Source organism: Burkholderia sp. ABCPW 111 (assembly GCF_000773065.1).
In the GTDB taxonomy this organism is placed as follows: Bacteria; Pseudomonadota; Gammaproteobacteria; order Burkholderiales; family Burkholderiaceae; genus Burkholderia; species Burkholderia savannae.
The window spans coordinates 20,083-42,927 of record NZ_JPWT01000066.1 but is presented as its reverse complement, the minus strand read 5'-3'; the positions used below and the strand labels follow the sequence as shown (position 1 = coordinate 42,927).

The 22,845-nt window shown below is 69.7% G+C and carries 23 protein-coding genes; 7 read left to right on the top strand and 16 right to left on the bottom strand.

Annotated elements, in window-relative coordinates; genetic code table 11:
* Window positions 1–127 precede the first annotated feature (127 nt).
* From ttcA to X946_RS13470, 3 genes are all read right to left on the bottom strand, one after another.
* Window positions 128–1,123 (bottom strand): tRNA 2-thiocytidine(32) synthetase TtcA, encoded by a 996-nt coding sequence (ttcA, locus tag X946_RS13480; RefSeq protein ID WP_038748326.1) that lies wholly within the window; start codon window positions 1,121–1,123, stop codon window positions 128–130.
* On the bottom strand, window positions 1,120–1,524 hold the full coding sequence (locus X946_RS13475) for a dihydroneopterin aldolase (RefSeq protein WP_038748324.1): 405 nt from the start codon (window positions 1,522–1,524) through the stop codon (window positions 1,120–1,122). Before X946_RS13475 ends, ttcA begins: the two co-directional genes overlap by 4 nt.
* An 81-nt stretch (window positions 1,525–1,605) precedes the next feature.
* Window positions 1,606–2,679, bottom strand: coding sequence for an SDR family NAD(P)-dependent oxidoreductase (locus X946_RS13470; RefSeq protein ID WP_038748322.1), 1,074 nt, complete (start codon window positions 2,677–2,679; stop codon window positions 1,606–1,608).
* A 13-nt stretch (window positions 2,680–2,692) separates the two neighbouring features.
* Here X946_RS13470 and X946_RS13465 point away from each other — a divergent pair, with 13 nt between their 5' ends.
* The gene (locus tag X946_RS13465; RefSeq protein WP_038748321.1) at window positions 2,693–3,883 is read left to right on the top strand and encodes a class I SAM-dependent methyltransferase; all 1,191 of its coding nucleotides are present in this window, start codon (window positions 2,693–2,695) and stop codon (window positions 3,881–3,883) included.
* 18 nt (window positions 3,884–3,901) lie between these two features.
* Window positions 3,902–4,096: a DUF2905 domain-containing protein gene (locus X946_RS13460; protein ID WP_038748319.1), complete on the top strand. Its 195-nt coding sequence runs from the start codon at window positions 3,902–3,904 to the stop codon at window positions 4,094–4,096.
* Between the two features lie 237 nt (window positions 4,097–4,333).
* Here the strand turns inward: X946_RS13460 and X946_RS13450 are convergent, their stop codons facing one another.
* The 7 genes from X946_RS13450 to X946_RS13425 form a co-directional block, all read right to left on the bottom strand.
* Window positions 4,334–4,558, bottom strand: a complete 225-nt coding sequence (locus X946_RS13450) for a hypothetical protein (protein WP_038748316.1) — start codon at window positions 4,556–4,558, stop codon at window positions 4,334–4,336.
* A gap of 661 nt (window positions 4,559–5,219) precedes the next feature.
* Complete coding sequence (locus X946_RS13445) at window positions 5,220–6,128, bottom strand: carbohydrate kinase family protein (RefSeq protein ID WP_038748314.1); 909 nt, start codon at window positions 6,126–6,128, stop codon at window positions 5,220–5,222.
* Entirely contained in the window at window positions 6,125–7,567 is a 1,443-nt protein-coding gene (locus tag X946_RS13440) for an AGE family epimerase/isomerase (RefSeq protein WP_038748312.1), read from the bottom strand. Before X946_RS13440 ends, X946_RS13445 begins: the two co-directional genes overlap by 4 nt.
* Window positions 7,564–8,583: a LacI family DNA-binding transcriptional regulator gene (locus tag X946_RS13435; RefSeq protein WP_038748310.1), complete on the bottom strand. Its 1,020-nt coding sequence runs from the start codon at window positions 8,581–8,583 to the stop codon at window positions 7,564–7,566. The genes X946_RS13440 and X946_RS13435 overlap by 4 nt, the downstream gene beginning before the upstream one ends.
* A gap of 138 nt (window positions 8,584–8,721) precedes the next feature.
* Window positions 8,722–8,856 (bottom strand): hypothetical protein, encoded by a 135-nt coding sequence (locus X946_RS36555; protein WP_268811006.1) that lies wholly within the window; start codon window positions 8,854–8,856, stop codon window positions 8,722–8,724.
* Window positions 8,853–10,412: a methyl-accepting chemotaxis protein gene (locus X946_RS13430; protein ID WP_038748309.1), complete on the bottom strand. Its 1,560-nt coding sequence runs from the start codon at window positions 10,410–10,412 to the stop codon at window positions 8,853–8,855. Before X946_RS13430 ends, X946_RS36555 begins: the two co-directional genes overlap by 4 nt.
* A 512-nt stretch (window positions 10,413–10,924) precedes the next feature.
* The gene (locus tag X946_RS13425) at window positions 10,925–11,968 is read right to left on the bottom strand and encodes a bile acid:sodium symporter family protein (RefSeq protein ID WP_038748307.1); all 1,044 of its coding nucleotides are present in this window, start codon (window positions 11,966–11,968) and stop codon (window positions 10,925–10,927) included.
* A 379-nt stretch (window positions 11,969–12,347) separates the two neighbouring features.
* Here X946_RS13425 and X946_RS35100 point away from each other — a divergent pair, with 379 nt between their 5' ends.
* From X946_RS35100 to X946_RS13410, 3 genes are all read left to right on the top strand, one after another.
* Window positions 12,348–12,830, top strand: a complete 483-nt coding sequence (locus X946_RS35100; protein WP_038748305.1) for a hypothetical protein — start codon at window positions 12,348–12,350, stop codon at window positions 12,828–12,830.
* 406 nt (window positions 12,831–13,236) lie between these two features.
* A complete protein-coding gene (locus X946_RS13415; protein WP_038748304.1) occupies window positions 13,237–14,313 on the top strand; it encodes a porin in 1,077 nt (358 codons plus the stop codon).
* Window positions 14,314–14,472: 159 nt separating this feature from the next.
* On the top strand, window positions 14,473–15,435 hold the full coding sequence (locus X946_RS13410) for a LysR family transcriptional regulator (protein ID WP_038748302.1): 963 nt from the start codon (window positions 14,473–14,475) through the stop codon (window positions 15,433–15,435).
* A gap of 299 nt (window positions 15,436–15,734) precedes the next feature.
* On the opposite strand, the gene X946_RS13405 is transcribed toward X946_RS13410, so the two are convergent.
* Window positions 15,735–16,694, bottom strand: a complete 960-nt coding sequence (locus X946_RS13405) for an NAD(P)H-dependent flavin oxidoreductase (protein ID WP_038748300.1) — start codon at window positions 16,692–16,694, stop codon at window positions 15,735–15,737.
* Window positions 16,695–16,990: 296 nt separating this feature from the next.
* Between X946_RS13405 and X946_RS13400 the strand changes: the two genes are divergently transcribed.
* Window positions 16,991–17,884 (top strand): alpha/beta fold hydrolase, encoded by an 894-nt coding sequence (locus X946_RS13400; protein WP_038748297.1) that lies wholly within the window; start codon window positions 16,991–16,993, stop codon window positions 17,882–17,884.
* Window positions 17,885–18,190: 306 nt separating this feature from the next.
* On the opposite strand, the gene X946_RS13395 is transcribed toward X946_RS13400, so the two are convergent.
* A complete protein-coding gene (locus tag X946_RS13395; RefSeq protein WP_038748296.1) occupies window positions 18,191–18,679 on the bottom strand; it encodes an Lrp/AsnC family transcriptional regulator in 489 nt (162 codons plus the stop codon).
* A 111-nt stretch (window positions 18,680–18,790) separates the two neighbouring features.
* Between X946_RS13395 and X946_RS13390 the strand changes: the two genes are divergently transcribed.
* On the top strand, window positions 18,791–19,705 hold the full coding sequence (locus X946_RS13390; RefSeq protein ID WP_081989558.1) for a DMT family transporter: 915 nt from the start codon (window positions 18,791–18,793) through the stop codon (window positions 19,703–19,705).
* A 275-nt stretch (window positions 19,706–19,980) separates the two neighbouring features.
* Here the strand turns inward: X946_RS13390 and X946_RS36840 are convergent, their stop codons facing one another.
* From X946_RS36840 to X946_RS13370, 4 genes are all read right to left on the bottom strand, one after another.
* Window positions 19,981–20,172: a DUF1289 domain-containing protein gene (locus X946_RS36840; RefSeq protein ID WP_100185351.1), complete on the bottom strand. Its 192-nt coding sequence runs from the start codon at window positions 20,170–20,172 to the stop codon at window positions 19,981–19,983.
* Between the two features lie 164 nt (window positions 20,173–20,336).
* A complete protein-coding gene (locus X946_RS13380) occupies window positions 20,337–20,843 on the bottom strand; it encodes a YbaK/EbsC family protein (protein ID WP_038748293.1) in 507 nt (168 codons plus the stop codon).
* 49 nt (window positions 20,844–20,892) lie between these two features.
* Complete coding sequence (locus tag X946_RS13375) at window positions 20,893–21,825, bottom strand: hydroxymethylglutaryl-CoA lyase (RefSeq protein ID WP_038748291.1); 933 nt, start codon at window positions 21,823–21,825, stop codon at window positions 20,893–20,895.
* A gap of 76 nt (window positions 21,826–21,901) precedes the next feature.
* A complete protein-coding gene (locus X946_RS13370) occupies window positions 21,902–22,843 on the bottom strand; it encodes a 2-hydroxyacid dehydrogenase (protein WP_038748290.1) in 942 nt (313 codons plus the stop codon).
* Window positions 22,844–22,845: the final 2 nt, after the last annotated feature.

The following is a 22,845-nucleotide window of genomic DNA, read 5'->3' as shown; positions in this document are numbered from 1 at the left end:
TTTCGTAGGGAGAGTTCGAAGCTGGTCATTCTAGCATGCGGGCCCCTTCCGGCGCGGCTGCGCGGCCGGGCGGGGCGGGGGCCGCATGCGCGGGCGCCGCTCGCCGAGCGACGAGCGGCGCCGCCATTTACAGATCGTCGAACTGCACGATCGACACGGGCTTCGCGCCGCCCGGCGCACCCGCGTCGGTGCCGCACGGATCTTCGTCGAACGCGATGTCGCCGTTCGGATCGGCCTGGCCCGTCGCGCGCAGTCCGGCGAACGGGAAGAGCTGCGTGTCCATCAGGTGCGACGGCACGACGTTCGCCAGCGCGTTGAACATGTTGTCGACGCGGCCCGGGAAGCGCTTGTCCCACTCGCGGATCAGCGCCTTCATCTCGGCGCGCTTCAGGTTCGGCTGGCTGCCGCACAGGTTGCACGGGATGATCGGGAATTCGCGCAGCTCCGCGTATTTCTCGAGATCGATTTCCTTCGCGTACGCGAGCGGACGGATCACGACGTTCTTGCCGTCGTCCGACTGCAGCTTCGGCGGCATGCCCTTCAGCTTGCCGCCGTAGAACATGTTCAGGAGCAGCGTCTGCACGATGTCGTCGCGATGGTGGCCGAGCGCGATCTTCGTCGCGCCGAGCTCGCCCGCGACGCGGTACAAGATCCCCCGGCGCAGCCGCGAGCACAGCGAGCAGGTGGTCTTGCCCTCGGGCACGAGCCGCTTGACGATGCTGTACGTGTCCTGATTCTCGATGTGGAACGGCACGCCGGTCTTCGTCAGGTACTCGGGCAGCACGTGCTCCGGAAAGCCCGGCTGCTTCTGGTCGAGATTCACGGCGACGATGTCGAAATCGATCGGCGCGCGCTCGCGCAGCCGCATCAGGATGTCGAGGAGCGCGTAGCTGTCCTTGCCGCCCGACAGGCAGACCATCACCTTGTCGCCGTGCTCGATCATGTTGTAGTCGCCGATCGCCTGACCGACCTGGCGCACGAGCCGCTTGAACAGCTTGTTGTTCTCGTACGCCTGTTTCTGCTCGCGGCGCGTGAGCGTGCGGCGGTCGGTCTCGGCGGCGTTCACTTCGACGGCGGCGGCCGCGTCGGCTTCGTTCAGATGCGGGGTGTGGGGCGCATTCATGCTCGCTCCTCGTCCTTGATGCGAAATACTTCGACGCCGACGGCGTCGCAATCGGGATAGGCGTCCGGCTTTTCGGTGGAAACGCGCACCGCGCGCACGGCGTCGTGCGCGAGCAGGGCCGCCGCGATCGCGTCGCACAGCGTTTCCTGCAGATGGATGTGGCCGCGCGCGACGCACTGCGCGACGCTTTGCTTCATCAGATCATAGTCGACGACTTCGCGCAGCTTGTCCTCGACGGGCGTGGTCAGCGCGAGCGGCACGAACAGGTCGACGTTGACGACGACGCGCTGTTCGCCGCGCTTCTCGTGCTCGAAGGCGCCGATGTTCATGTACACCTCGTGGTCGCGCAGGTAGAGCCTGCGGCAATCGGCGAGCCTGGGATGCAGGAGGGCGGCAAACATGGTCGTTCCAGTCAAAGGGTGATGCATGCAAAGGGGCGCGGCCCGGCGCGGCGTCGATGCGTGCGCACGGGGCCGCGCCCGTCAATTCCGCTCGTCCGCGGGCGGCGCGAGATGCTCGCCGCCGTCGACGGTCAACGTCGCGCCCGTCACGCCCGGCGCGCTCGCGAGATAGCACGCGGCGTCGGCGATGTCGTCCGCGCGCGGCGCGCGCCCGCGCACGAGGCCGACGACCCGCACCTTCGGCGCGAGCGCGAGCGCCTGCGCGGTCGTCGCGCGGTGCAGCGCGGCTTGCGCGAGCGAGTGCGACAAGCGCTCGGGCGCCGGATCAAACAGCGCCTCGTCCAGCAGATGAATCACGACCGCGCGCTCGCGTTCGTGCTCGCGCGCGGCGTCGGGCGTCGCGTCGGCGAGCGTGCGCGCAAGCACGAGCGGCGCGGCGACGCCGCGCGCCATCGCGCTCGCGAGCGACGCGTAGCCGACGTCGTGCGCGTTGTCCGCGACGGGCGCGGCTTGCGCGACGACGCACGACGGCCGGCCGAGCGCCGCGCCGCAGCCGGCGACGAGCCGCGCGACGTCGTCCTCGACCGACAGATCGGCGACGAGCACCGCCGCGCGGCGGCCGAGCGCCTCGACTTCGGCGGCGAGCGCGGCGGCCGCGTGCGCTTCGCCGCCCGCGGCCGCCGCGAGCGCGACGTCCCAGCCGCGCCGCGCGAAGCCGACGGCGAGTGCGCGGCCGACGGCCGCGGCGTCAAGCGCGGGCCGCGCGGCGGCGGGTGCGGCACGGGCGGCCTTGCCGGTTCCTTCCGACAAGCCGCGCGCGGCGACGGCGCTCGGCGCGCCATTCGCGCCGGGAGCCGCGGGCGCGCCGCCGGAACGTGCGGTGTCCGAAGCGACGTTCGCTCGCGCATCGCCTGCCCGCGCGGCGCTCGTCGGCGCCGCGTGCGTCTCCGCGTGCGTCTTCGAGGCGCCGGCGCGCGCATCACTCGCCCGGGCGGCCGCGCCGGCCGTCTGCTTCGCGCGCGTCTGTGCCGCTTGCGCGCCGTCCGCTGGCGCGGCGGCCGTCTGCACGGCGCCCGCTTGCACGGCGCCCGTAATCAGCACGACCCGCGCGGTGCGGGCCGCGGATGTGTCACAGGTGTCGGCGGGGGCGGTCATTTACAATGCCGGGATGAATCCGAAAGCTCACGAACCCGGTAGTTTACCCGTTCCCGGCCCCGACGCGCTTGCGCAGTCCGAGTCGCTCGCCGCTTCGCTGCGCGCCGAAATCGCCGCGGCGGGCGGCTGGATCACGTTTGCGCGCTACATGGAGCGTGTGTTGTACGCGCCGGGCGCGGGCTACTACAGCGGCGGCGCGCAGAAATTCGGCTGGCGCGCCGACGACGGCAGCGATTTCGTGACCGCGCCCGAGCTGTCGCCGCTCTTCGCGCAGACGCTCGCGCGCCCCGTCGCGCAGGCGCTCGAGGCGAGCGGCACGCGGCGCGTGATGGAATTCGGCGCGGGCACGGGCAAGCTCGCGGCGGGGCTGCTGAACGCGCTCGCCGCGCTTGGCGCCGAGCTCGACGAATACGCGATCGTCGACCTGTCGGGCGAGCTGCGCGCGCGTCAGCGCGAGACGATCGAGGCGCACGCGCCCGGTCTCGCCGCGCGCGTGCGCTGGCTCGATGCGCTGCCCGAGCGCTTCGAGGGCGTCGTCGTCGGCAACGAAGTGCTCGACGCGATGCCGGTGCGGCTCGTCGTCAAACATGCGGACGGCTGGCGCGAGCGCGGCGTTTTGGTCGACGGCGCGCTCGCGTTCGCGTTCGCCGACCGGCCGCTCGCGCACGCAGGCGACGCGGCGCGCGTGGTCGAGATCGACGCCGACGAAGGCTACGTGACGGAGACGCACGACGCGGCGGCGGCGTTCGTCCGCACGGTGTGCGCGATGCTCGCGCGCGGCGCGGCGTTTTTCATCGACTACGGCTTTCCGAGCCACGAGTACTACCACCGGCAGCGCGCGCAGGGCACGCTGATGTGCCACTACCGGCACCGTGCGCACGGCGATCCGTTCCTATATCCGGGGCTGCAGGACATCACCGCGCACGTCGAATTCAGCGCGATCTACGAGGCGGGCGTCGGCGCGGGCGCGGATCTGCTCGGCTACACGTCGCAGGCGCGCTTCCTGCTGAACGCGGGCATCACCGACGTGCTCGCCGAGATCGATCCGACCGACGCGCAGCGCTTCCTGCCCGCCGCGAACGCGGTGCAGAAGCTGATTTCCGAGGCGGAGATGGGCGAGCTGTTCAAGGTGATCGCGTTTTCGCGCGACATCGACGGCACGCTCGACGCGTTCGCGCGCGGCGACCGCTCGCACACGCTGTAGCCGGCCGGAGGCGATGCGATGCTGCGCTGGCTGCTCACCACGTTCATCGCCGTGATGGTGCTCACGCGCGCGTGGCCGTGGCTGTCGAAGCTCGGCGTCGGGCGCTTGCCGGGCGACGTGACGCTCAGGCTCGGCTCGCGGGCCTATCCGTTTCCGTTCATGTCGACGCTCGTGATCATGGGCATCGTGTCGGTGATCGCGCGGCTCTGGTGACGCCGGCGGCGTGCGGCGCGAATCGTTGCGCGGGCCGCACCGGATCGACACGGCGGACGTTGCGGCGGGCCGGCGCCGGCGCGTGCGCGCCGACGGAGCCGCGCGTGGGCCTTGCTTCGCGCGTTGCGGGTTCGAGCGGACGGGCGGCGCGCGGCGCGCGATCGGCGCCGCGTTCGCGCCGCCCGGCGCGGATCAGGCCGATCGGCCGCGCGTTGCGCGCGGCGCCGCCCGCGCGCGTCACAGCTCGAGCTCGCCGAGAATCCGGTGCGCGAGCGCCTTCGCCTCGTTGAACGCTTCCGCCTCGTTCGCGCTCGTCGCGTCGACCTCGTAGAGCGTATTGTCGGGCGTGCCGCCTTCGTCCCGGGACAGGATCACGTACCCCTGGAAGCGTCCGTTATCCGTCTTGCGGGTATGCGCCTTGGCCGTGTAAAGGCCCTTCGTGTAGGTGTTGCCGCCGTCCATGATGCCTCTCCCGAGAAAGGACGCCCCCATCGTAGCATCCCGACGCCTCGCTTTCAGCGGCGGCGAAAACGCGCGGCTGGGTGAGGGCGCGCGCGAAACGGGGCGGCCGAGTCGGGCTGCCCGGTGAAGCGCCGCGCCCCGTCAGGCGCGATCTGTCGCGCAATGTCGCTCGGATATGGCCGATCAGGCGCAACGGGTTTGACGCACAAGAGGAGCGGACGGGGTTGCTGAAACCGATCCGAAAAGCGCGGCCCGCGAGAGTCGAGCGCGCCGAGGTTTCGATCGTCGCGTGCGGGAAGCGAACGATCCGAGGCGATATACGGCTGCAAAGCGGCCGCGCCGGCCAAGCCGGCCATCGCGCGATCGAGCGCGTCGCGCGCGCGGCGCGGCAATGCCCGGCCGGTTCAGGTTCGTGCCGGCGTGTGTCCTGTCTCTTGTCGCGCGACCCGTCCGTTCGCCCGCAGCGCCGCCCGAGCGCACCGATTACACGTACCGTTCGCGTGCACCGGTTGCGCGACAGGACGTTCAGCGCGGTACGTTCGCGCGAAGCCCGTCGCGAACGGAGTCGCATCGACGGTTCGTGCGCGAATGCCGTCGTGCGATGCTCGGATCTGCCGCATCCGCATCCGCATCCGCATCCGCATCCGCATCCGCAGCCGCGTCACGACGCGACGAGCGCGACGACTTCGTCGAGCGTCGGCGCGTGCGCGCCCGTGTGGCGGCACGCCGCCGCGCCGGCCGCGAGCGCGAACGACAAATGCTCGCGCCAGCCGCGCGCCGGCACCGTCATCAGGCTGAACAGCAAGCCGCCGATCGTCGCGTCGCCGGCGCCCACCGTGTCCGCGACCTCGACGCGCGGCGGCCGCGCGTCGAGTGTCTCGCCGCCCGCGTAGAGCGTCGCCGTGTCCGGCCCCCGCGTGACGAGCAGCGCCGCGCGCGGATTGAACGCGTGCAGCCGCGCGATCGCGCTCGCTTCGTCTTCGCCCGCGAACAGGTGCCGCAAGTCTTCGTCGGACACCTTGATCAGCTCGGCGAGCTCAGCCATCTTCGCGAGCGTCGGCCGGTAGCCGTCCGTCATCAGATTGCGGTAGTTCGGATCGAAGCTGATCTTCACGCCCGCTTCGCGCAATTCGGCGGCGAGCGCGATGAGCGTCGCCGCGAGCGGTTCGCGCACGAGGCTGATGCAGCCGAAATGCGCCCACTTCGCGTGCTCGCGCCAGCCGTCGGGCAGCCGCTTCGGATCGAACGCGAGATCCGCGCTGTTTTCGCCGATGAAGAAATACGCGGGCGGCTGCGTTTCGTGGACGATCGCGAGGAGCGGCGCGCGCTCGACCCGCTGCAGGAAGCGCAGATCAAGGCCGGCCGCCTCGCTTTCGCGCCACAGCTCGTCGGAGAAGCAGTCGCGGCCCACCGCGCCCGCGCACGCGCTCGGCGCGCCGAGCCGCGCCACCGCGCGCGCGACGTTCCAGCCGGCGCCGCCCGGGCGAGACGTCCAGTGCGCGCCGCCCGTGCGGACCATGTCTGTGAGAATGTCGCCCGCCGACACGAATTGCGGAAACCCTGCGCTCATCGCGCTCCTCCGTTTCGGCGGCGCGCCGCGCCGTCGCCGTTGATCTTGCCGTGACCGCCGCGCCCATCGCGTCCATCGCGTCCGTCGCCGTGCTTCGCGGGCGCGGCTTCGCCGTGGCCGCCCGCGCCGTCATCCGCATCATCCGCGCCGTCGCCCGCGCGCATGCCGCCGCCGTCGCCGCGCTTCGCCGCGAGCGCGTGCAGCACTTCGTAGCACGCGCCCATCGTGTGATAGTCGGTCTTGCCGGCGGGGCTCTTCTCGTCGCTGTACTTGCGGTTGTCGCAGGTGAGAACCCGGTACCACGCGCCGTAGCGGTGATCGACGAAGTGCGCCCAGCTATAGCGCCAGATCTCGTCGTACCAGTCCCAGAAGCGTTCGCTGCCCGTGCGCTGCGCGAGGAGCGCGGCCGCCGCGAAGCTCTCCGCCTGCACCCAGAAGTACTTGTCGTGGTCGCACACCTTGTAGTCCGGCCCGAAGCCGTAGCAAAGGCCGCCGTGGTCGCTGTCCCACGCGTGCGCGAACGCCGCGTCGAACAGCTCGATCGCGCGCGGCAGCAGCCAGTCGAGCGGGCGGTGGCGCTCGAGAATCAGCAGCAGCTTCGCCCATTCGGTCTGATGGCCGGGCTGGAAGCCCCACGGACGGAAGATGTTCGAGCTGTCTTCCTTGTTGTATTCCCAGTCGACCGACCAGTCCGCGTGGAAGTGCTCCCACACGAGCCCCTGCGACAGCGCGGCCTGCCGCTGCACGATGTTCGTCGCGACCTTCTCCGCGCGGTCGAGATACGTCAGGTGGCCCGTTGCCTCGTATGCGGCGAGGAGCGCTTCCGTCGCGTGCATGTTCGCGTTCTGGCCGCGGTAGCTCGACACGGCCCAGCCCGGCGTCGCGTCGTCCGCGTAGAGGCCCGCCGCCCGATCCCAGAAGCGGCGTTCCATCAGCTCGAACGTGTGCGCGATGAGCGGCTTTGCCTCTTCGACGCCCGCCATCGCCGCGTGCGCGGCCGCGAGCAGCACGAACGCGAGCCCGTAGCAGTGGCGCGTGCCGTCGCGCGTCGCGCGCTTCTCGCCGTCGCGCCATTCGATCTCCCAGTCGTAGCCTTCGTGCTCGGCGTCCCAGTGCGCGTCGCGCAGGAAGCGCAGCCCGTGGCGCACGTAGTCGAGATCGCGCGCGTCGCCGAAGTGGCGGTACGCCATCGCGTAGTTGAAGATGAAGCGGCAGCTGCTGACGAGGTGGCGCGTGGTGCGATCGTAGACGCTGCCGTCGTCGCGCAAGAAGTGGTGGAAGCCGCCCGTCGGGTCGAACACGTGCGGCGCGTAGAAGCGCAGCGTGTCCTCGACGTGCGCGATGAGGAACTGCGGGTCGCGGAAGCTCGCGACGTACGGCGCGGTGGCGTGCGGCGCGTCGGGCGTCGGACGGGAAGCGGGCGTGGCTGAGGTCGTCATGATCCGAGTACCGAGGTGAGGGGGCGCGGCGTGCGTGCGGCGCCCGCGCTGCTGGCCCGCGCGATCAGTTGCACGGGAAGGCTGAGTTCGGTTTGCGCGGGCGAATCGGCGAGCAGCAGCTCGATGCCCTGCCGGCCGAGCGCCTCCTTGTCGATCGCGAGCGTCGTGAGGGGCGGCGCCGCGTGCGCGGCGGCCGGAATGTCGTCGAAGCCGACGAACGCGATGTCGTCCGGCACGCGCACGCCGTGCTCGATGCACACGCGCATCGCGGCGAGCGCGGCCGCGTCGTTGTACGCGAACACGGCGTCGGGCAGCGGGCCGCCCGCGTCGAGCAAGTGCCGCATCGCGTTCGCCGCGCCGGCGTCGGGGCCGAGGCTCGTGTCGATCGACAGCTCGAGCGACGGATCGAACAGCATGCCCGCGTCGAAGAACGCGCGGCGATAGCCGAGCGCGCGCTGCGCGATGCTGTAGTGCGCGAGCGAGCCGCCGATGAACGCGATGCGCCGGCGGCCCGACGCGAACAGGTGATGCATCGCGAGCGCGGCGCCGCCCGCGTTGTCGACGTTGATCGAGCGCAGCCCGGGCGCGCGGATGTCGATGAGCACGAGCGGGCGGCCCGTCGCGGCGAGCGCTTCGAGCGTCTCCGGCTCCATGAAGCCCGCGACCGCGATCGCGTCGGGCGCGTGCGGGCGCATCTGGCGGATCACGTCGTCGGTCGGGCCCGTCGTCAGGAGCGACGGCACGATCCCGCGCTCGCGGCACGCGTCCTCGACGCCGTGCAGCACGTGCGAGAAGAACGGCGTCGTCGCGAAGTTGTTGTGCTGCCGATGCAGCAGGAACGTGAGCCGCTTGATCCGCGGGCGCAATTGCGTCGGATCGTAGTTCATGCGGCGCGCGATCTCGACGACGCGCTCGCGCGTCGCCTCGGACAGGCCAGGCTGATTCTTGAGCGCGCGCGACACGGTGCCGATCGACACGTTGGCCGCCTGCGCGACGTCGCGAATGGTGGTGCCCATCGTTTTGAGCCGGGATGTTTAGGGTGTTGGCGATTGTATAGTAAAAATCGTCGTGCAATGCCCTGGGACTATGTCGATTCGGCTTATAAGTGCTTATTTATAAATAGGTTGGTGGGGCATAATTGTTTACTAAAAATACTAAACAGATATCGGTTTGTGGGTCGTCGTGATGCCGTCGCCGATGCCGTCGCCGATGCCGTCGCCGATGCCGTCGCCGATGCCGATGCCGATGCCGATGCCGTCGCCGATGCCGATGCCGATGCCGTCGCTCACGCCGCGACGCGGAAGATCGCCGCCGCCTCGCGCAGCGCGGACGCTTCGTCGGCGAGCGCGCCCGCGGCGCTCGCCGCCTTCTGCACGAGCAGCGCGTTGTGCTGGGTCATTTCGTCCATCTGCGCGACCGCGCGGTTCACCTGGTCGATGCCGGAGCGCTGCTCGTCGGACGCATGCGAGATTTCGTCGACGAGCGTCGCGACCTGCCGCACCGACGCGAGCATGCCGACGATCGTGCCGCCCGCGGCCTTCACCGTGTCCGCGCCGAGCTCGACTTCGCCCGTCACGTCGGCGATCAGCGTCGAGATTTCCTTCGCCGCCTGCGCGCTGCGATGCGCGAGGCCGCGCACTTCCTGCGCGACGACCGCGAAGCCGCGGCCCGCCTGGCCGGCGCGCGCCGCCTCGACGGCCGCGTTCAGCGCGAGCAGGTTGGTCTGGAATGCGATGCCCTCGATCGTCGACGAGATGCTGCGGATCTGCTGCGAGCGGACCGACAGCGCCTCCATCCGCGCGATCGCGTCGCGCGCGGCGGCGTCGCCCTGCTCGGCCTGCGTCGACGCGGCGATCGCGAGCGAGCTCGCCTGCCGCGCGTGATCGGCGTTCGTGCGCACGGTCGCGGCGAGCTGCTCCATGCTGCTCGCCGTCTGCTGCAGGCCGGCCGCGTGTTCGTCGGTGCGGCGCGACAGGTCGTGGTTGCCGTGCGCGATGTCGGACGTCGCGTGCGCGATCGCGTCGGCCGCGCGCTGCAGCGTGCCGATCGTCGCCGCCAGGCGCGCGCGCATCGCGTGCATCGCATGCAGCACGCTGCCGGGCGCGGCGTCGGCGGCGCGCACGTCGAGCGCGAGGTTGCCGGATGCGATCTCGTTGGCGACGGTCGCCGCGTAGTCCGGCTCGCCGCCCAATTGCCGCGCGAGCGCGCGCGCCATCGCCGCGCACAGCACCGCGACGGCCACGACGCCCGCGAGCACGCAGCCCGCGACCGCCCACTGGACGAGCCGCGCGACGCCGCGCGCGCGGTCGTACGCGTGTTGCGCCGCTTGGAGCTGCCACTGGCGCAACTGCGCGGCCTCGCCCTTGACGCGTTGCGCGACGGGGTCAAGCGTCTGCGTGACGACCCATTGCGCTTCGGACAGATTGTTCGCCTTCAGCAGATCGACGGCGGGCCGGATGCCCTTGTCGCGCAGCGTCGCCCAATCGGCGGCGAGGCGCTCGGCCTGCGCGCGCTCGGCGTCGGCGCGCGGCGTCGCGCGGTAGTCGGCGAGCAGGCGATCGATCGCGGCGACGTCGCGCGCCGACGCCGCGGCGACCGCTTCGGTTTTCGCGGCGGACGGATCGAGCACGGCGTCGCCGACCGCGTAGCGCGTCTGCGTGACGAGCTCGTCGATCGACGAGATTCGCTGCAGTGTCTTCGCGCGATCCTCGAAGACGTGCGCGAGCGCGTCGCCGACGCGCGCGACGCCGGCGAGACCGATGCCGCCGGCGGCGGCGAGCACGAGGACGACGACCGCGACGAGGGCGCGCAGACGGGCTTTGACGGTGAGGCGGGTGGTGTTCATCGGGGGCGGTTCCGGAAGCGGCGCGTCGCGCTCGTGACGCGTCGAGCCGTGACGAGAAGCCGGCTTAACGGCGTCGGGGGCCCCGGATTGAATGAATTTTTCGTGAAGCGATGCCCTGATTTGGGGCGTCGGCGGCGAGGGGCGCGTGTTGCGTGATTGGGCGAAGGATGCCTGCCGGTCGTTTCGGTGTGGCGTCGCGGGCGTTGCGGCGCGCGAATGCGGCGATGCGCGAATCAGATGCGCGAATCAATCGGCGAACCGGGGAGCCCGGCGCGCCGTGCATCGCCGCGGAGCGCACGATGGCGGGCCGGAGCACGCGCAGCGGACGAAACCGGCGAGTCGGCGAAGCCGGGAAATCGGGAGGTCGCGCTGCCGGGAAGCCGCGCAAGCGTGGAGCGTGCAAGCGCGCTCTGCGAGGCGAGGCGAACACAGCGCGGCCGAGGCGAGTCGTCGCGCCGCGTCGCGTCGCGCGCAGCGTTTCGCGGCGCGTCAGTGCCGCATCGCGTCGCGCGTCAGTGCTTCGTCGCGCCCGCGCGCGCGCCGAGCGCCCCGCCGCCGTGCGCGTTGTCGGCCTGCCGCTCGCGGCTCGTGTCGCGCGCGCCCCAGCGCTGCGCGAGCGCCGCGCAGGTCATCAGCTGAATCTGATGGAACAGCATGAGCGGCAGCACCACCGCGCCGACCGCGTGCGCGGCGAAGATCACTTTCGCCATCGGCACGCCGGCCGCGAGGCTCTTCTTCGAGCCGCAGAAGATGATCGTGATCTGGTCCGCGCGATTGAAGCCGAGCCGCTTGCTGACGATGGTCGTGACCGCGAGTGCGACCGCGAGCAGCACGACGTTGACGACGACGAGCCCCGCGAGCGCGGTCGGCGGAATTTGGTGCCAGAGGCCTTCGTTGACCGCTTCGCTGAACGCGACGTAGACGACGAGCAGGATCGAGCCCTGATCGACGAAGCGCAGCACGCCGCGATTGCGCTCGATCCAGCGGCCGATCACCGGCCGCAGCAACTGCCCGGCGATGAACGGCACGAGGAGCTGCATCACGATCGCGCCGATCGTGCTCCACGGCGATGCCGTCGCGCCCGTGCCCTGCGTCGACACCATCACGCCGACAAGCGCGGGCGTGACGAAGATGCCGAGCAGGCTCGACGCGGACGCCGAGCAGACGGCGGCGGGCACATTGCCCTTCGCGATCGACGTGAACGCGATCGACGACTGCACGGTGGACGGCAGCGTGCAGAGGAACAGCACGCCGGCGTAGAGCGCGGGCGTGACGAGCGGCGTGAGCACCGGCTTGAGCGCGAGGCCGAGGAGCGGGAAGAGCGCGAACGTGCAGAGCAGCACGACGGCATGCAGCCGCCAGTGCGTCGCGCCCGCGATGATCGCCTCGCGCGACAGCTTCGCGCCGTGCAGGAAGAAGAGCAGGCCGACCGCGATATTGGTCGCCCAGTTGAACGCGTGCGCGGCCTCGCCGCGGCACGGCAGGAAGCTCGCGAGCACGACTGTGCCGACGAGCGCGAGCGTGAAATTGTCGGGAATGAAGCGGGAGCGCGCCATTTCGGGTCTCGATCGAATGCGGTGGAAGCGCCGCGGCTCGCGGGCGGCGCGGCGGTTGTCAGCCTGATATTCTCGCGGTCGGCAATTGAATAGGCAAATTCATTCGAAGAATTGATTAATGATTCGAATGCATGCCGATGCGCGCTGCGGGTGCATCGCAACCTTACGGCCAAAACGGTCGAAAACAGGCGGCGCGCGATGTCCAAAAAAGTACGCGGAATCCCTGAAAGCCGTGCAGTAACACGGTGTTACACCGATGCCTTTGGTCTAACACTTTTGCGCTCGACACACTTTCGCCTCGCCAATAAATTACCGCTGAAAGGCTTGCGCGCGCGATTCGGGTGCGCGCGCGAGCAGAAAAGCAAGCGGTAGACCAATCATGACGACGGAACGGGCATTACGGAAGATCGGGCGATGGGCGGCGGGCGCGATGTGCGCGCTCGCGGCGGCGCTCGCCTTCGCGCAGCCGCCGCATGGCGGTGGGCCCGGCTTCGGCGGCGGTCGCGGCGGCTCGCACTACGCGGCGGGCGGCGCGGGCGGCTGGCGCGGCGCGCCCGGCTACCTGCCGGCGCCGCACGGCGGCGAGGCGCGGATCGGCGTGAACGGCTACCGTCAGCGCTGGGGGTTGCGTCCGACGCCTTCCTATGGCCGCTACGCGGCGCAAAGCCCGTACCGGCCGATCAGCGCCGAGGCGCGCCAGGCGCCGCACGCGCCCGGCTCGGCGAACGTGCCGATGCGTGCCGGCTCGATCCGCGCCGACGTCGCGCGCTACAACGAAGAGCGCGGCGGCCGTCCCGCGCCAGCCCCGCGCCAGGACGAAGCGCCGCATCTGCCGTTCTTCGCGCCGTTCTACCGCAACTGAGCGAGCGCCGGCCGGCGCATGCGCCGCCGATTGATGCAAATTCGCGACACTCGCGCGAAATCCTTCCGTGCATTTCGCTGGTTACGCTATCTTTCGCGCCTCGTTGCGAGGACGACGCGCGCAAGCCGGCATTTTCTCGCGGTTCGAATCGCCGCCCGACCTTGCCGCCGACGCACGATCGGCGCGCACAGGAAAGCCGTTCGTCAGCTTGAAACCGGAAAGCCCGCCGGTCACGCCCGACAAATCGCCGGGAAGTTAACGCTGACGCTATATCCGCAATAAGTCCCTCCTTTTTTGACCGGAAAAATGGCTCGGGAAGATGGCGACGCCCGCGAACGGCGCCGCGCCTTCCGGACGTCGCGCGTCCGTTCGCCTCGCTTCCGTTAGACGACCCTCTGGAGATCTCATGAAGTCATCCGTCAGCCGCGCGCTGAAAACCACTTTCGCGTGCGCCGCCGTCGCGGCGTTGGCCGCGGGCGCGTCGGGCGTTCGCGCGCAGTCGAGCGTTCAACTCTACGGACAGGTCGACGAATGGATCGGCGCGCAGAAATTCCCCGGCGGGCAGCGCGCGTGGGGCGTGCAGGGCGGCGGGATGTCGACGTCGTACTGGGGGCTGCGCGGCACCGAGGATCTCGGCGGCGGCTATCAGGCGATCTTCACGCTCGAGGATTTCTTCCGCGCGCAGAACGGGCGCTACGGCCGCTTCGACGGCGACACGTTCTTCGGCCGCAACGCGTATGTCGGGCTCTCGACGCCGTACGGCACGGTGCGCGCCGGGCGCCTCACGACGGAACTCTTCATCTCGACGATCCTCTTCAATCCGTTCGTCGATTCGTACGTGTTCTCGCCGATGGTCTACCACGTGTTCCTCGGCCTCGGCACGTTCCCGACGTACACGACCGATCAGGGCGTCGTCGGCGATTCGGGCTGGAACAACGCGATCGACTACACGAGCCCGACCTTCGGCGGCTTCAACGCGGCCGCGATGTACGCGTTCGGCAACACGGCGGGCGACAACCGCTCGAAGAAGTGGAGCGGCCAGCTGAACTATTCGAACGGTCCGTTCGCCGCGACGGCCATCTATCAATACGTGAATTTCAACGGCGGCCCGGGCGATCTCGGCGCGCTCGTCGCCGGCATGAAGAGCCAGGGCGTCGCGCAGGTCGGCCTGTCGTACGATTTCAAGGTCGCGAAGATCTACGCGCAATACATGTATACGAAGAACGAGCAAAGCGCCGCCAGTTGGCACGTGAACACCGCGCAAGGCGGCGTGTCGGTGCCGCTCGGGCCGGGCAGCGCGCTCGCGTCGTACGCGTATTCGCGCGATTCGGGCGGGCTCGATCAGACGCGTCGCACGTGGGCGCTCGGCTACGACTATCCGCTGTCGAAGCGCACCGACGTATATGCGGCGTACATGAACGATCGTTACTCGGGCATGTCGAGCGGCGACACGTTCGGCGCGGGAATTCGTGCGAAGTTCTAAAGAATCGCAAGCCGGGCGCGCGCCGCCCGGTCGATGTACGAAAAAGTGAGCAGCGTCACATTAAACGGCGCCGTTTTGCCTTTTTTGACGTTTTCAATTCACCAGCTTTGTTACAGTTGCTTGCGATTGCATAATTCCCCTCGATTGCGAGCATTTCGGATGGATACCCTCGTCAGCATGAATGTGTTTCGCTATGTCGTCGAAGTCGGCAGCTTCGTCGGCGCGGCCGAGCGCATGGAAATGTCGGCGGCGATGGCGAGCAAGCATGTGATGCATCTCGAGCACCAGCTCGGTGCACGTCTTCTGCATCGCACGACGCGCCGCGTTGCGCCGACGGAGGCGGGGCGCGAATATTACGAGCGGCTCGTGCAGGCGCTCACCGAACTCGACGAGGCCGGACAGGCGGTGGGCGCCGCGAGCGTCGTGCCGCAAGGGCGGCTGCGCGTGACGTCGCTGTCCGCGTTCGGGCTGCGGCACGTGATGGACGCGGTGACGTCGTACGCGCAGCGCTACTCCGACGTGACGGTCGAGATCACGCTGTCCGATCGCGTCGTCGAGCTGATCGACGAAGGCTACGACGTCGCGGTGCGCGCCGCGCCCGCCGGCATGAAGTCGTCGTCGCTCGTCGCGCGGCAGATCGCGACCGCGCACATTCTGCTCGTCGCGTCGCCCGACTATCTCGCGAAGCACGGCACGCCGGCGACGATCGCCGATCTCCAGCATCACAGCTTCATTCGCCGCGAGTCGAACGAGACGCTGCTCGACGCGGCGATCACCGACGTCGCGGCCGCGTCGCGCGTGCCGCTGTCGGGCAACGTGATCGTCAACCATCTCGAAGGGTTGCGCGTCGCGGTGCTGAGCGGCGCGGGCATCGGCCTTCTCGGCACCGAAGTGGTGGGCGAGGACATCGAGTCCGGCCGTCTCGTGCCGCTCCTGCTCGACGCGGTGCCGCCGCGCGAGCTGCCGATCTACGCCGTGTACGCGAGCCGGCGGCACGTGTCGGCGAAGGTGCGCTCGTTCGTCGATTTCCTCGCGGACCGCTTTGCGGGCCAGTCGCTGTGTCCGTCGATCGACGAGCGGCTGCGGCAGCTCGCGATGCCGCGGATGAAGCGGCTCGGATAACGCGCATCGCATCGCGCGGCGCGCATCGACAAAAAAACGCGGACCGGCTGGTCCGCGCTCAGACTGAAGACGAACCCTCGCGAAGCGAGGGTTTTGTTTTTGTTGTTTACCGCTTCTTGTTTTCGCTTTCGGGCATGCGTCGTCGGCACCGGGCCGAATCGGTTCGCATCGATTCGATTGGCGTAGACGCGGTGCGAGACGCATCGCGCATCGAAAGCAGCGTGCGCGGCGCGCACGCGTCTTGACCGACTGAGGGACCGATCGAGGCAGCGCGCACCGCTTGCCGCGAGGAGCGCGCGTTACGCGCGAATCCCGAGCCGCGCCTTCGCGTCGTCGTATTCACGCTTGAGCCGCGCGACGAGTTCGGCCACGGACGGAACGTCGTCCATCAGCCCGACGCCTTGCCCCGCGCCCCAGATGTCCTTCCACGCCTTTGCCTTGTCGCCGCCGAAATTCATCTTCGTCTTGTCGGATTCGGGCAGCGCGTCCGGATCGAGGCCCGCGTTCACGATGCTCTCGCGGATGTAGTTGCCGTGCACGCCGGTGAAGAGGTTCGTGTAGATGATGTCGGCCGATTTCGCGTCGAGGATCGCGTGCTTGTACGCGTCGACCGCGTGCGCTTCCTGCGTCGCGATGAAGCGCGTGCCCATGTACGCGAGATCGGCGCCCATCGCCTGCGCGGCGAGGATCGAGCCGCCGTTCGCGATCGAGCCGGACAGCACGAGCGGGCCGTCGAAGACCTTGCGCACTTCGCCGACGAGCGCGAACGGCGACGTCGTGCCCGCGTGGCCGCCCGCGCCCGCCGCGACGAGGATCAGGCCGTCGACGCCCGCCTCGAGCGCCTTTTGCGCATGCCGCAGGTTGATCACGTCGTGCAGCACGATGCCGCCGTAGCTGTGCACGGCGTCGACGATCTCGCGCGCCGGCGCGCGCAGGCTCGTGATGAAGATCGGCACCTTGTGCTCGACGCATACGCGGATGTCGTGCTCGAGCCGCGCGTTCGACTGGTGGACGATCTGGTTCACGGCGATCGGCCCGATCACGGCGTCCGGGTTCGCGGCCTTGTGCTCGGCGAGCTGCGCCTGGAGCTGTGTGAGCCATTCGTCGAGCAATTCGGCCGGGCGCGCGTTGAGCGCGGGAAACGAGCCGACGATGCCGGCCTTGCATTGCGCGAGCACGAGTTCCGGATAGCTGACGATGAACATCGGCGACGCGATGACGGGCAGCGAGAGGTTTTGCAGGACGGCGGGCAGGGCCATGCGGTGTCTCCTGAATCGTCGCCGCGAGCGCGGCGAATGCATGAAGTTCGTTGCGTCGCGGCGCCCTCGCGGGCGCCCGTCGCGCGGTCGATATGTTATGTGAGTGTCGTGCCGGCTGCGCGCTCGCAACGAATTAATACGAACGGTCGTGCCATTATAGACGCGCTTCGATGAACGCGCCGCGGCGGCGCTGTCGAATGAGTGCTCTGTTTCTACGCTTTGCGAGGGTGCGCCGGCAGTGGCGCGACGATCGCGCTCCTACAATAACGAGCACAACAATTCGAGAGAACAAGACCATGTCGTTTGAGGAGTTCGCGCCGTTTCGCGTCACGGCGCAAGACGTCGACATCTTCGGCGTCAAAGGAGGCGCGGGACCGCCGCTTCTGTTGCTGCACGGGCACCCGCAAACGCACATGATCTGGCATCGCGTCGCCGCGACGCTCGCCAGGCATTTCACGGTGATCGCCACCGATCTGCGCGGCTATGGCGCGTCGGGCAAGCCGGCGAGCGACGCGCGGCACGCGCCGTATTCGAAGCGTGCGATGGCGGCCGATCAGGTGGCCGTGATGCGTCATTTCGGCTTTCCGCGTTTCCACGTGTGCGCGCACGATCGCGGCGCGCGCGTCGCGCATCGGATGGCGCTCGATCATCCGGACGCGGTCGAGCGGATGCTGCTCCTCGACATCGCGCCGACGCTCGCGATGTACGAGCGCACCGATCGCGCGTTCGCGACCGCGTACTTCCACTGGTTCTTCCTGATCCAGCCGGAGCCGCTGCCGGAGACGCTGATCGGCGGCCATCCGGACGCGTACGTCGAGGCGGTGATGGGTAATCGCTCGGCGGGCCTCGCGCCGTTCGCGCCGCAGGCGCTGCACGCGTATCGCGAAGCGCTGCGCCAGCCGGGCGCGGTGCATGCGATGTGCGAGGACTATCGCGCGTCGGCGACGATCGACCTCGACCATGATCGCGCGGACATCGAGCGCGGCCGCAAGCTCGCGTGCCCGCTGCGCGTGTTGTGGGGCGAGCGCGGCGTCGTCGCGCGCTGCTTCGATCCGCTCGACGAATGGCGGCGCGTCGCGCGCGACGTGAGCGGCCGTGCGCTCGCGTGCGGGCATTACATTCCGGAAGAAGCGCCCATCGCGCTGATCGACGAGATCCTGTCGTTCTTCGAGGCGCGCGAAGTGGCGTGACCTGCTCGGGCTGCGGCAGTCGGAGGCGACGATGGCGAATCGCTCGCGGCGTGCGTGCAGCGTGCAGCGTGCGTCGGGCTGCGGGCGTGGCGCGATGCGGCGCGTCGGGGGGCGTTGCGGGTGCGTTGCAGCCGCGAAGCGCGACATGCTCGCGGCGTCGGCCCGCGTTGCCGCGAGCCGGCCCTTAGCCCGGCATGCGGCTTTGCTTGCGCGAGCCGGGCGTTTGGGTTGCTCGCCTCTTGCAGCGCCGCCGCGCCGGCTTCACATGGCGCGGCTTCGCCGCGCTTCGCGTGCGCGCCGCGCGCGTCAATCCTCTTCGATCGCAAGCGGCGGCAATCGCCGTGCGACGGGCGTCGACTTGACGATCGCCGTGCTCGTCTCCGCGCGCTCGGTCACCTTCGCGAGTATGCCGTCGAGCTGCTCGATCGAGCGCAGGTACAGCCGGCAGACGAAGCAGTCGTCGCCCGTCACCTTGTCGCATTCGACGAACTCGGGAATACGCCGCAACAGTTCCTCGACGAGATGCAATTGGCCGGGCAGCGGCTTCACGCGCACGATCGCCTGCAGCGTGTAGCCGAGCGCGCGCGGATCGAGCTCGACCGTGAAGCGCGCGATCACGCCCTGCGCTTCGAGCCGGCGCAGACGGTCGGCGGTGCTCGGTGCGGACAGCCCGACGCGCCGCGCGAGCTCGCTGACGGGCTGGCGCGCATCGTCGGCGAGCGCGCGCAGCAGTTCGCGGTCGATCACATCGAGCATGCTCGCCGCCGGCTGCGGCGTCGAAAGGCGTTTTTGCATGACAGCCTTCTTTTCACAGGTGGAAAGACGTTCTGCGCTCAGTTTAGCGATGGAGATGCGCAAATCAAGTCCCTAAAATCAAAGCCAGGCTTTCCTCTTGCGAGAACTCTCATGGCTTCGGACATGGCTTCGAACGAAACGCGCCGCGGCGCGCTCGAAATGGTGGTCGCGATGCTGATGTCGGGGACGATCGGCTGGCTCGTTGTGTCGTCGCAGCAGCATCTGATGAACGTCGTGTTCTTTCGCTGCCTGTTCGGCGGCGCGACGATGCTGATCATCTGCGCGGCGCTCGGCTTTCTGCGCCGTGATCTGCTGACCAGGCGCACGGTCGCGCTCGCCGCGATCGGCAGCGTCGCGATCGTCGCGAACTGGGTGCTGCTGTTCGCCGCGTATTCGCGCGCGTCGATTTCGATGGCGACGGCCGTCTACAACACGCAGCCGTTCATGCTCGTCGCGCTCGGCGCGATCGTGTTCCGCGAGCGGCTCAGCGCGTCGGTCGTCGCGTGGCTCGCGATTGCGTTCGGCGGGCTCGCGCTCGTCGTGCGCGTCGAGCCGGCGGTGCTCGCGGTGCCCGGCCAGTATCTCGACGGCGTCGTGCTCGCGCTCGGCGCGGCGTTTCTGTACGCGGTGTCGTCGATCGTCACGAAGCGTCTGAAGGGCACGCCGCCGCATCTGCTCGCGCTGTTCCAGACGGGCGTCGGCGTGCTCGCGCTCGCGCCGTTCGTCCACTACGACGCGCTGCCCGCGACGGCGGGCCAGTGGCTCGATCTCGTCGCGCTGGGCGTCGTCAACACGGGGATCATGTACGTGCTGCTCTACGGCGCGATCCAGAAGCTGCCGACCGCGACGATCGGCGCGCTGTCGTTCGTCTATCCGGTCGTCGCGATCGTCGTCGATCGGATTGCGTTCGGGCAGACGCTCGCGTGGAGCCAGATGTTCGGCGCGGCGCTGATCCTGCTCGCCGCGGCGGGGGTGAATCTCGGCTGGCGGATCGTGCCGTCGCGACGCGTCGCGGCGCGCGGTTGAGCGCCGCGTGCGAATGCTAATGCGGATGCGAGTGCGAGTGCGAGTGCGAGTGCGAGTGCGAGTGCGAGTGCGAGTGCGAGTGCGAGTGCGGGCTGCGACATTCCGACACGCGCAAGTAAGTTGTAGGGAAACTCCTGATGCGGTGCAGCGAGGGCGCTCGTATGATGCGCAGTGACGTTGATCACGTCCACAGAATTCTCATTACGCATGCCGTTCGCCAGTTTGGGCGAACGGCTTTTTTTTCGTCGCGCGCATGCGGTTGCGCGCCGGCCGCGTCACGCACTGGCCGTGCGCCTCGCCGCCAGCCGCGCGAGCACCGCGCGCTTCGCGTCGTCGTCGAACTTGCGCCAGCCGGCGATTTCGTCGCGCGTGCGACGGCACCCTTCGCACCAGCCGGTTCTCGCATCGATTCTGCAAACGTTCGTGCACGGCGACGGCACGCTCGCGACGGGCGCCGTGGTTGCCATGCTCGCTGCGGCCGAGCTCGCCGGCGCTTCTTTCGCGGCCGCCGCGTTCGCCGCGGCGGCCGCGCTCCCGTCGCCCCCGCTGACCCCGTGGGGCCTGTCGCCCCCGCCGGCCGCGCCCGGCGCATCGTCGAACCGCGCTGCGCCGTCGATCTTCGTCACGCCGCTCATGCGCCGCTGCGTTGCGCGACGTCGGCGATGGGCGCGCCCGTCAGCGACACGAGTTCCCGCGGCGACAGGTTGAACACCGCATGCGGATGGCCCGCCGCCGCCCACAGGCTGTCGAGCTCGAGCAGGTCGCGATCGATCAGCGTGACGGGCTCGACGAGATGGCCGATCGGACACACGCCGCCGATCGCGTAGCCGGTGTTGTCGCGCACGAACTTCGCGTCCGCGCGGCCGACTTCGCCGACCTGCGCGGCGACCTTCTTCTCGTCGACGCGGTTCGCGCCGCTCGCGACGACGAGCACGGGCGCGCCGTCCGCGCGGCGTCGAAACAGGATCGACTTCGCGATCTGCGCGACCGAGCAGCCGAGGCCCGCGGCGGCTTCGGCCGAGGTCTTGCCGGTTTCCTCGAGCATCACGATGCCCTTCGCATGGCCGCGCTCGCGCAGCAGCAATGCAACGCGTCGAGCGGAATCGGGAAGCTTGTCGATGGGGGCGGAGATAGCCATGGGAGCGCTTCGTATCCTCGTGTGATGTTTCGAATGGGTGCCGCGCGGCTCACGCGCAGGCGGGCGGTTCGGCGGCCGCGCGCCGCTTCGCGAGCAGCGCGCGGCCCGCGCGCGACACGTTCGCGCGGCCGATCGCGGTCGAGATGAAATCGCCGGCGGCGACGACCTGATCGAGATCGACGCCCGTGTCGACGTTCAGCCCGCGCATCATGTACAGCACGTCCTCCGTCGCGACGTTGCCGGTCGCGCCCTTCGCGTACGGGCAGCCGCCGAGGCCCGCGACCGACGCGTGGAAGATCGCGATGCCCTCGATGAGCGCCGCGTAGATGTTCGCGAGCGCTTGCCCGTACGTGTCGTGGAAGTGGCCCGACAGCCGCTCGCGCGGAAACACCTTCGCGACCGCGTCGAGCACCGCGCGCGTGCGGCCCGGCGTGCCGACGCCGATCGTGTCGGCGATGTCGATCTCGTCGCAGCCGAGCGCGGCGAGGCGCTCGACGACGTCGACGACCGCCTCGACGGGCACGTCGCCCTGATACGGGCAGCCGAGCGCGCACGACACGCTCGCGCGCAACCGCACGCCCGCGTCCTTCGCCGCGCGCGCGACGGGCGCAAAGCGCGCGATGCTCTCGGCGATGCTGCAGTTGATGTTGCGCTGCGAGAACGCTTCGCTCGCCGCGCCGAAGATCACGACTTCGTCGGCGCGCGCGGCGAGCGCGTTCTCGAAGCCCTTCAGGTTCGGCGTGAGCGCCGAGTAGATCGTGCCCGCGCGGCGCTCGATGTCGGCCATCACGTCGGCGCCGTCGGCCATCTGCGGCACCCATTTCGGCGACACGAACGACGCCGCCTCGATGTTGCGAAAGCCCGCGCGCGACAGCCGGTTCACGAGCTCGATCTTGACGTCGGTCGGCACGAACGCCTGCTCGTTCTGCAGCCCGTCGCGCGGGCCGACTTCGACGATCTTCACGGATTGGGGGAGCGTCATCCGAGTCTCCTGGTTCCTGTCTTCTGATGAATGTATCGTGGCATGCGGCTCTGCGGCGCGCGCTCGCGGGCCGCGGTCAATAGCCGCGCGCGCGCTCGACGATGCCGCCGATCGGCTCGCCGCGCTCGAGCGCGCCGATCTTCGCGGCGATTTGCTCGACCGCCTGCGCGCGCAGCGTATCCGCCGAGCAGTGCGGCGTGATCGCGATGCGCGGCTCGCGCCAGAACGGATGATCGTCCGGCAGCGGCTCGGCCGCGAACACGTCGAGCGTCGCCGCGGCGATGCGGCCGCTCGCGAGCGCGTCGAGCAGATCGGCTTCGACGAGATGCGCGCCGCGCGCGATGTTCACGAGGTACGCGCCGTGCGCGAGCTTCGAGAACGCGTGCGCGTTCAGGATGCCGTCGGTGTCCGACGTGCTCGGCAGCAGGTTCACGAGCAGCTTGACGCCGGAAAGGAACGCGTCGAGCTGGGCGGCGCCCGCGAACGTCGCGATGCCGTCGAGCGCCTTCGGCGTGCGGCTGTAGCCGCGCACCGGCAAGCCGAGCGCCGCGAGCGCGCGCGCGACGCCGGCGCCCAACGCGCCGAGCCCGAGCACGCCGACGACGAACGATTCGCGCGGATGCGGCTCGAGCACCTGCCAGCGGCGTTCGCGCTGCAACAGCGCGTATTCGTCGAAGCGGCGCAGATAGCGCAGCGCCGCATGCGTCGCGTATTCGACCATCTGGCGCGCCATCCCGGCGTCCTCGAGGCGCACGAGCGGCACGTCGGGCGGCAGCAGGCCCGGATGCGCGCGCTCGAGCGCGAGCACCGCGTCGACGCCCGCGCCGAGATTGAACACCGCCTTCAGATCCGCGCGCGGCGCGAAGAACTCGCGCGGCGCGCGCCAGACGAGCGCGTAGTCGGCGGGCGCGTCGTCGCCGGGCGTCCATGCGCGCAACTGCGCGCCGGGCAGCGCGCGCTCGATGTCGCGCTTCCAGTCCGGCGCGTCCCGATGCGGCGTATAGAACAGGATGCGCATGC

Coding starts and splice junctions, on each gene's coding strand:
- X946_RS13370 (WP_038748290.1), bottom strand. CDS start 22,843: ATGCGCATCCTGTTCTATACGCCGCATCGGGACGCGCCGGACTGGAAG.
- X946_RS13475 (WP_038748324.1), bottom strand. CDS start 1,524: ATGTTTGCCGCCCTCCTGCATCCCAGGCTCGCCGATTGCCGCAGGCTC.
- X946_RS13435 (WP_038748310.1), bottom strand. CDS start 8,583: ATGGGCACCACCATTCGCGACGTCGCGCAGGCGGCCAACGTGTCGATC.
- X946_RS13430 (WP_038748309.1), bottom strand. CDS start 10,412: ATGAACACCACCCGCCTCACCGTCAAAGCCCGTCTGCGCGCCCTCGTC.
- X946_RS13460 (WP_038748319.1), top strand. CDS start 3,902: ATGCTGCGCTGGCTGCTCACCACGTTCATCGCCGTGATGGTGCTCACG.
- X946_RS13445 (WP_038748314.1), bottom strand. CDS start 6,128: ATGAGCGCAGGGTTTCCGCAATTCGTGTCGGCGGGCGACATTCTCACA.
- X946_RS13415 (WP_038748304.1), top strand. CDS start 13,237: ATGAAGTCATCCGTCAGCCGCGCGCTGAAAACCACTTTCGCGTGCGCC.
- X946_RS13440 (WP_038748312.1), bottom strand. CDS start 7,567: ATGACGACCTCAGCCACGCCCGCTTCCCGTCCGACGCCCGACGCGCCG.
- ttcA (WP_038748326.1), bottom strand. CDS start 1,123: ATGAATGCGCCCCACACCCCGCATCTGAACGAAGCCGACGCGGCCGCC.
- X946_RS13395 (WP_038748296.1), bottom strand. CDS start 18,679: ATGCAAAAACGCCTTTCGACGCCGCAGCCGGCGGCGAGCATGCTCGAT.
- X946_RS13375 (WP_038748291.1), bottom strand. CDS start 21,825: ATGACGCTCCCCCAATCCGTGAAGATCGTCGAAGTCGGCCCGCGCGAC.
- X946_RS13425 (WP_038748307.1), bottom strand. CDS start 11,968: ATGGCGCGCTCCCGCTTCATTCCCGACAATTTCACGCTCGCGCTCGTC.
- X946_RS13410 (WP_038748302.1), top strand. CDS start 14,473: ATGGATACCCTCGTCAGCATGAATGTGTTTCGCTATGTCGTCGAAGTC.
- X946_RS13390 (WP_081989558.1), top strand. CDS start 18,791: ATGGCTTCGGACATGGCTTCGAACGAAACGCGCCGCGGCGCGCTCGAA.
- X946_RS13405 (WP_038748300.1), bottom strand. CDS start 16,694: ATGGCCCTGCCCGCCGTCCTGCAAAACCTCTCGCTGCCCGTCATCGCG.
- X946_RS13470 (WP_038748322.1), bottom strand. CDS start 2,679: ATGACCGCCCCCGCCGACACCTGTGACACATCCGCGGCCCGCACCGCG.
- X946_RS13465 (WP_038748321.1), top strand. CDS start 2,693: ATGAATCCGAAAGCTCACGAACCCGGTAGTTTACCCGTTCCCGGCCCC.
- X946_RS13400 (WP_038748297.1), top strand. CDS start 16,991: ATGTCGTTTGAGGAGTTCGCGCCGTTTCGCGTCACGGCGCAAGACGTC.
- X946_RS13450 (WP_038748316.1), bottom strand. CDS start 4,558: ATGGACGGCGGCAACACCTACACGAAGGGCCTTTACACGGCCAAGGCG.
- X946_RS36840 (WP_100185351.1), bottom strand. CDS start 20,172: ATGGCAACCACGGCGCCCGTCGCGAGCGTGCCGTCGCCGTGCACGAAC.
- X946_RS35100 (WP_038748305.1), top strand. CDS start 12,348: ATGACGACGGAACGGGCATTACGGAAGATCGGGCGATGGGCGGCGGGC.
- X946_RS13380 (WP_038748293.1), bottom strand. CDS start 20,843: ATGGCTATCTCCGCCCCCATCGACAAGCTTCCCGATTCCGCTCGACGC.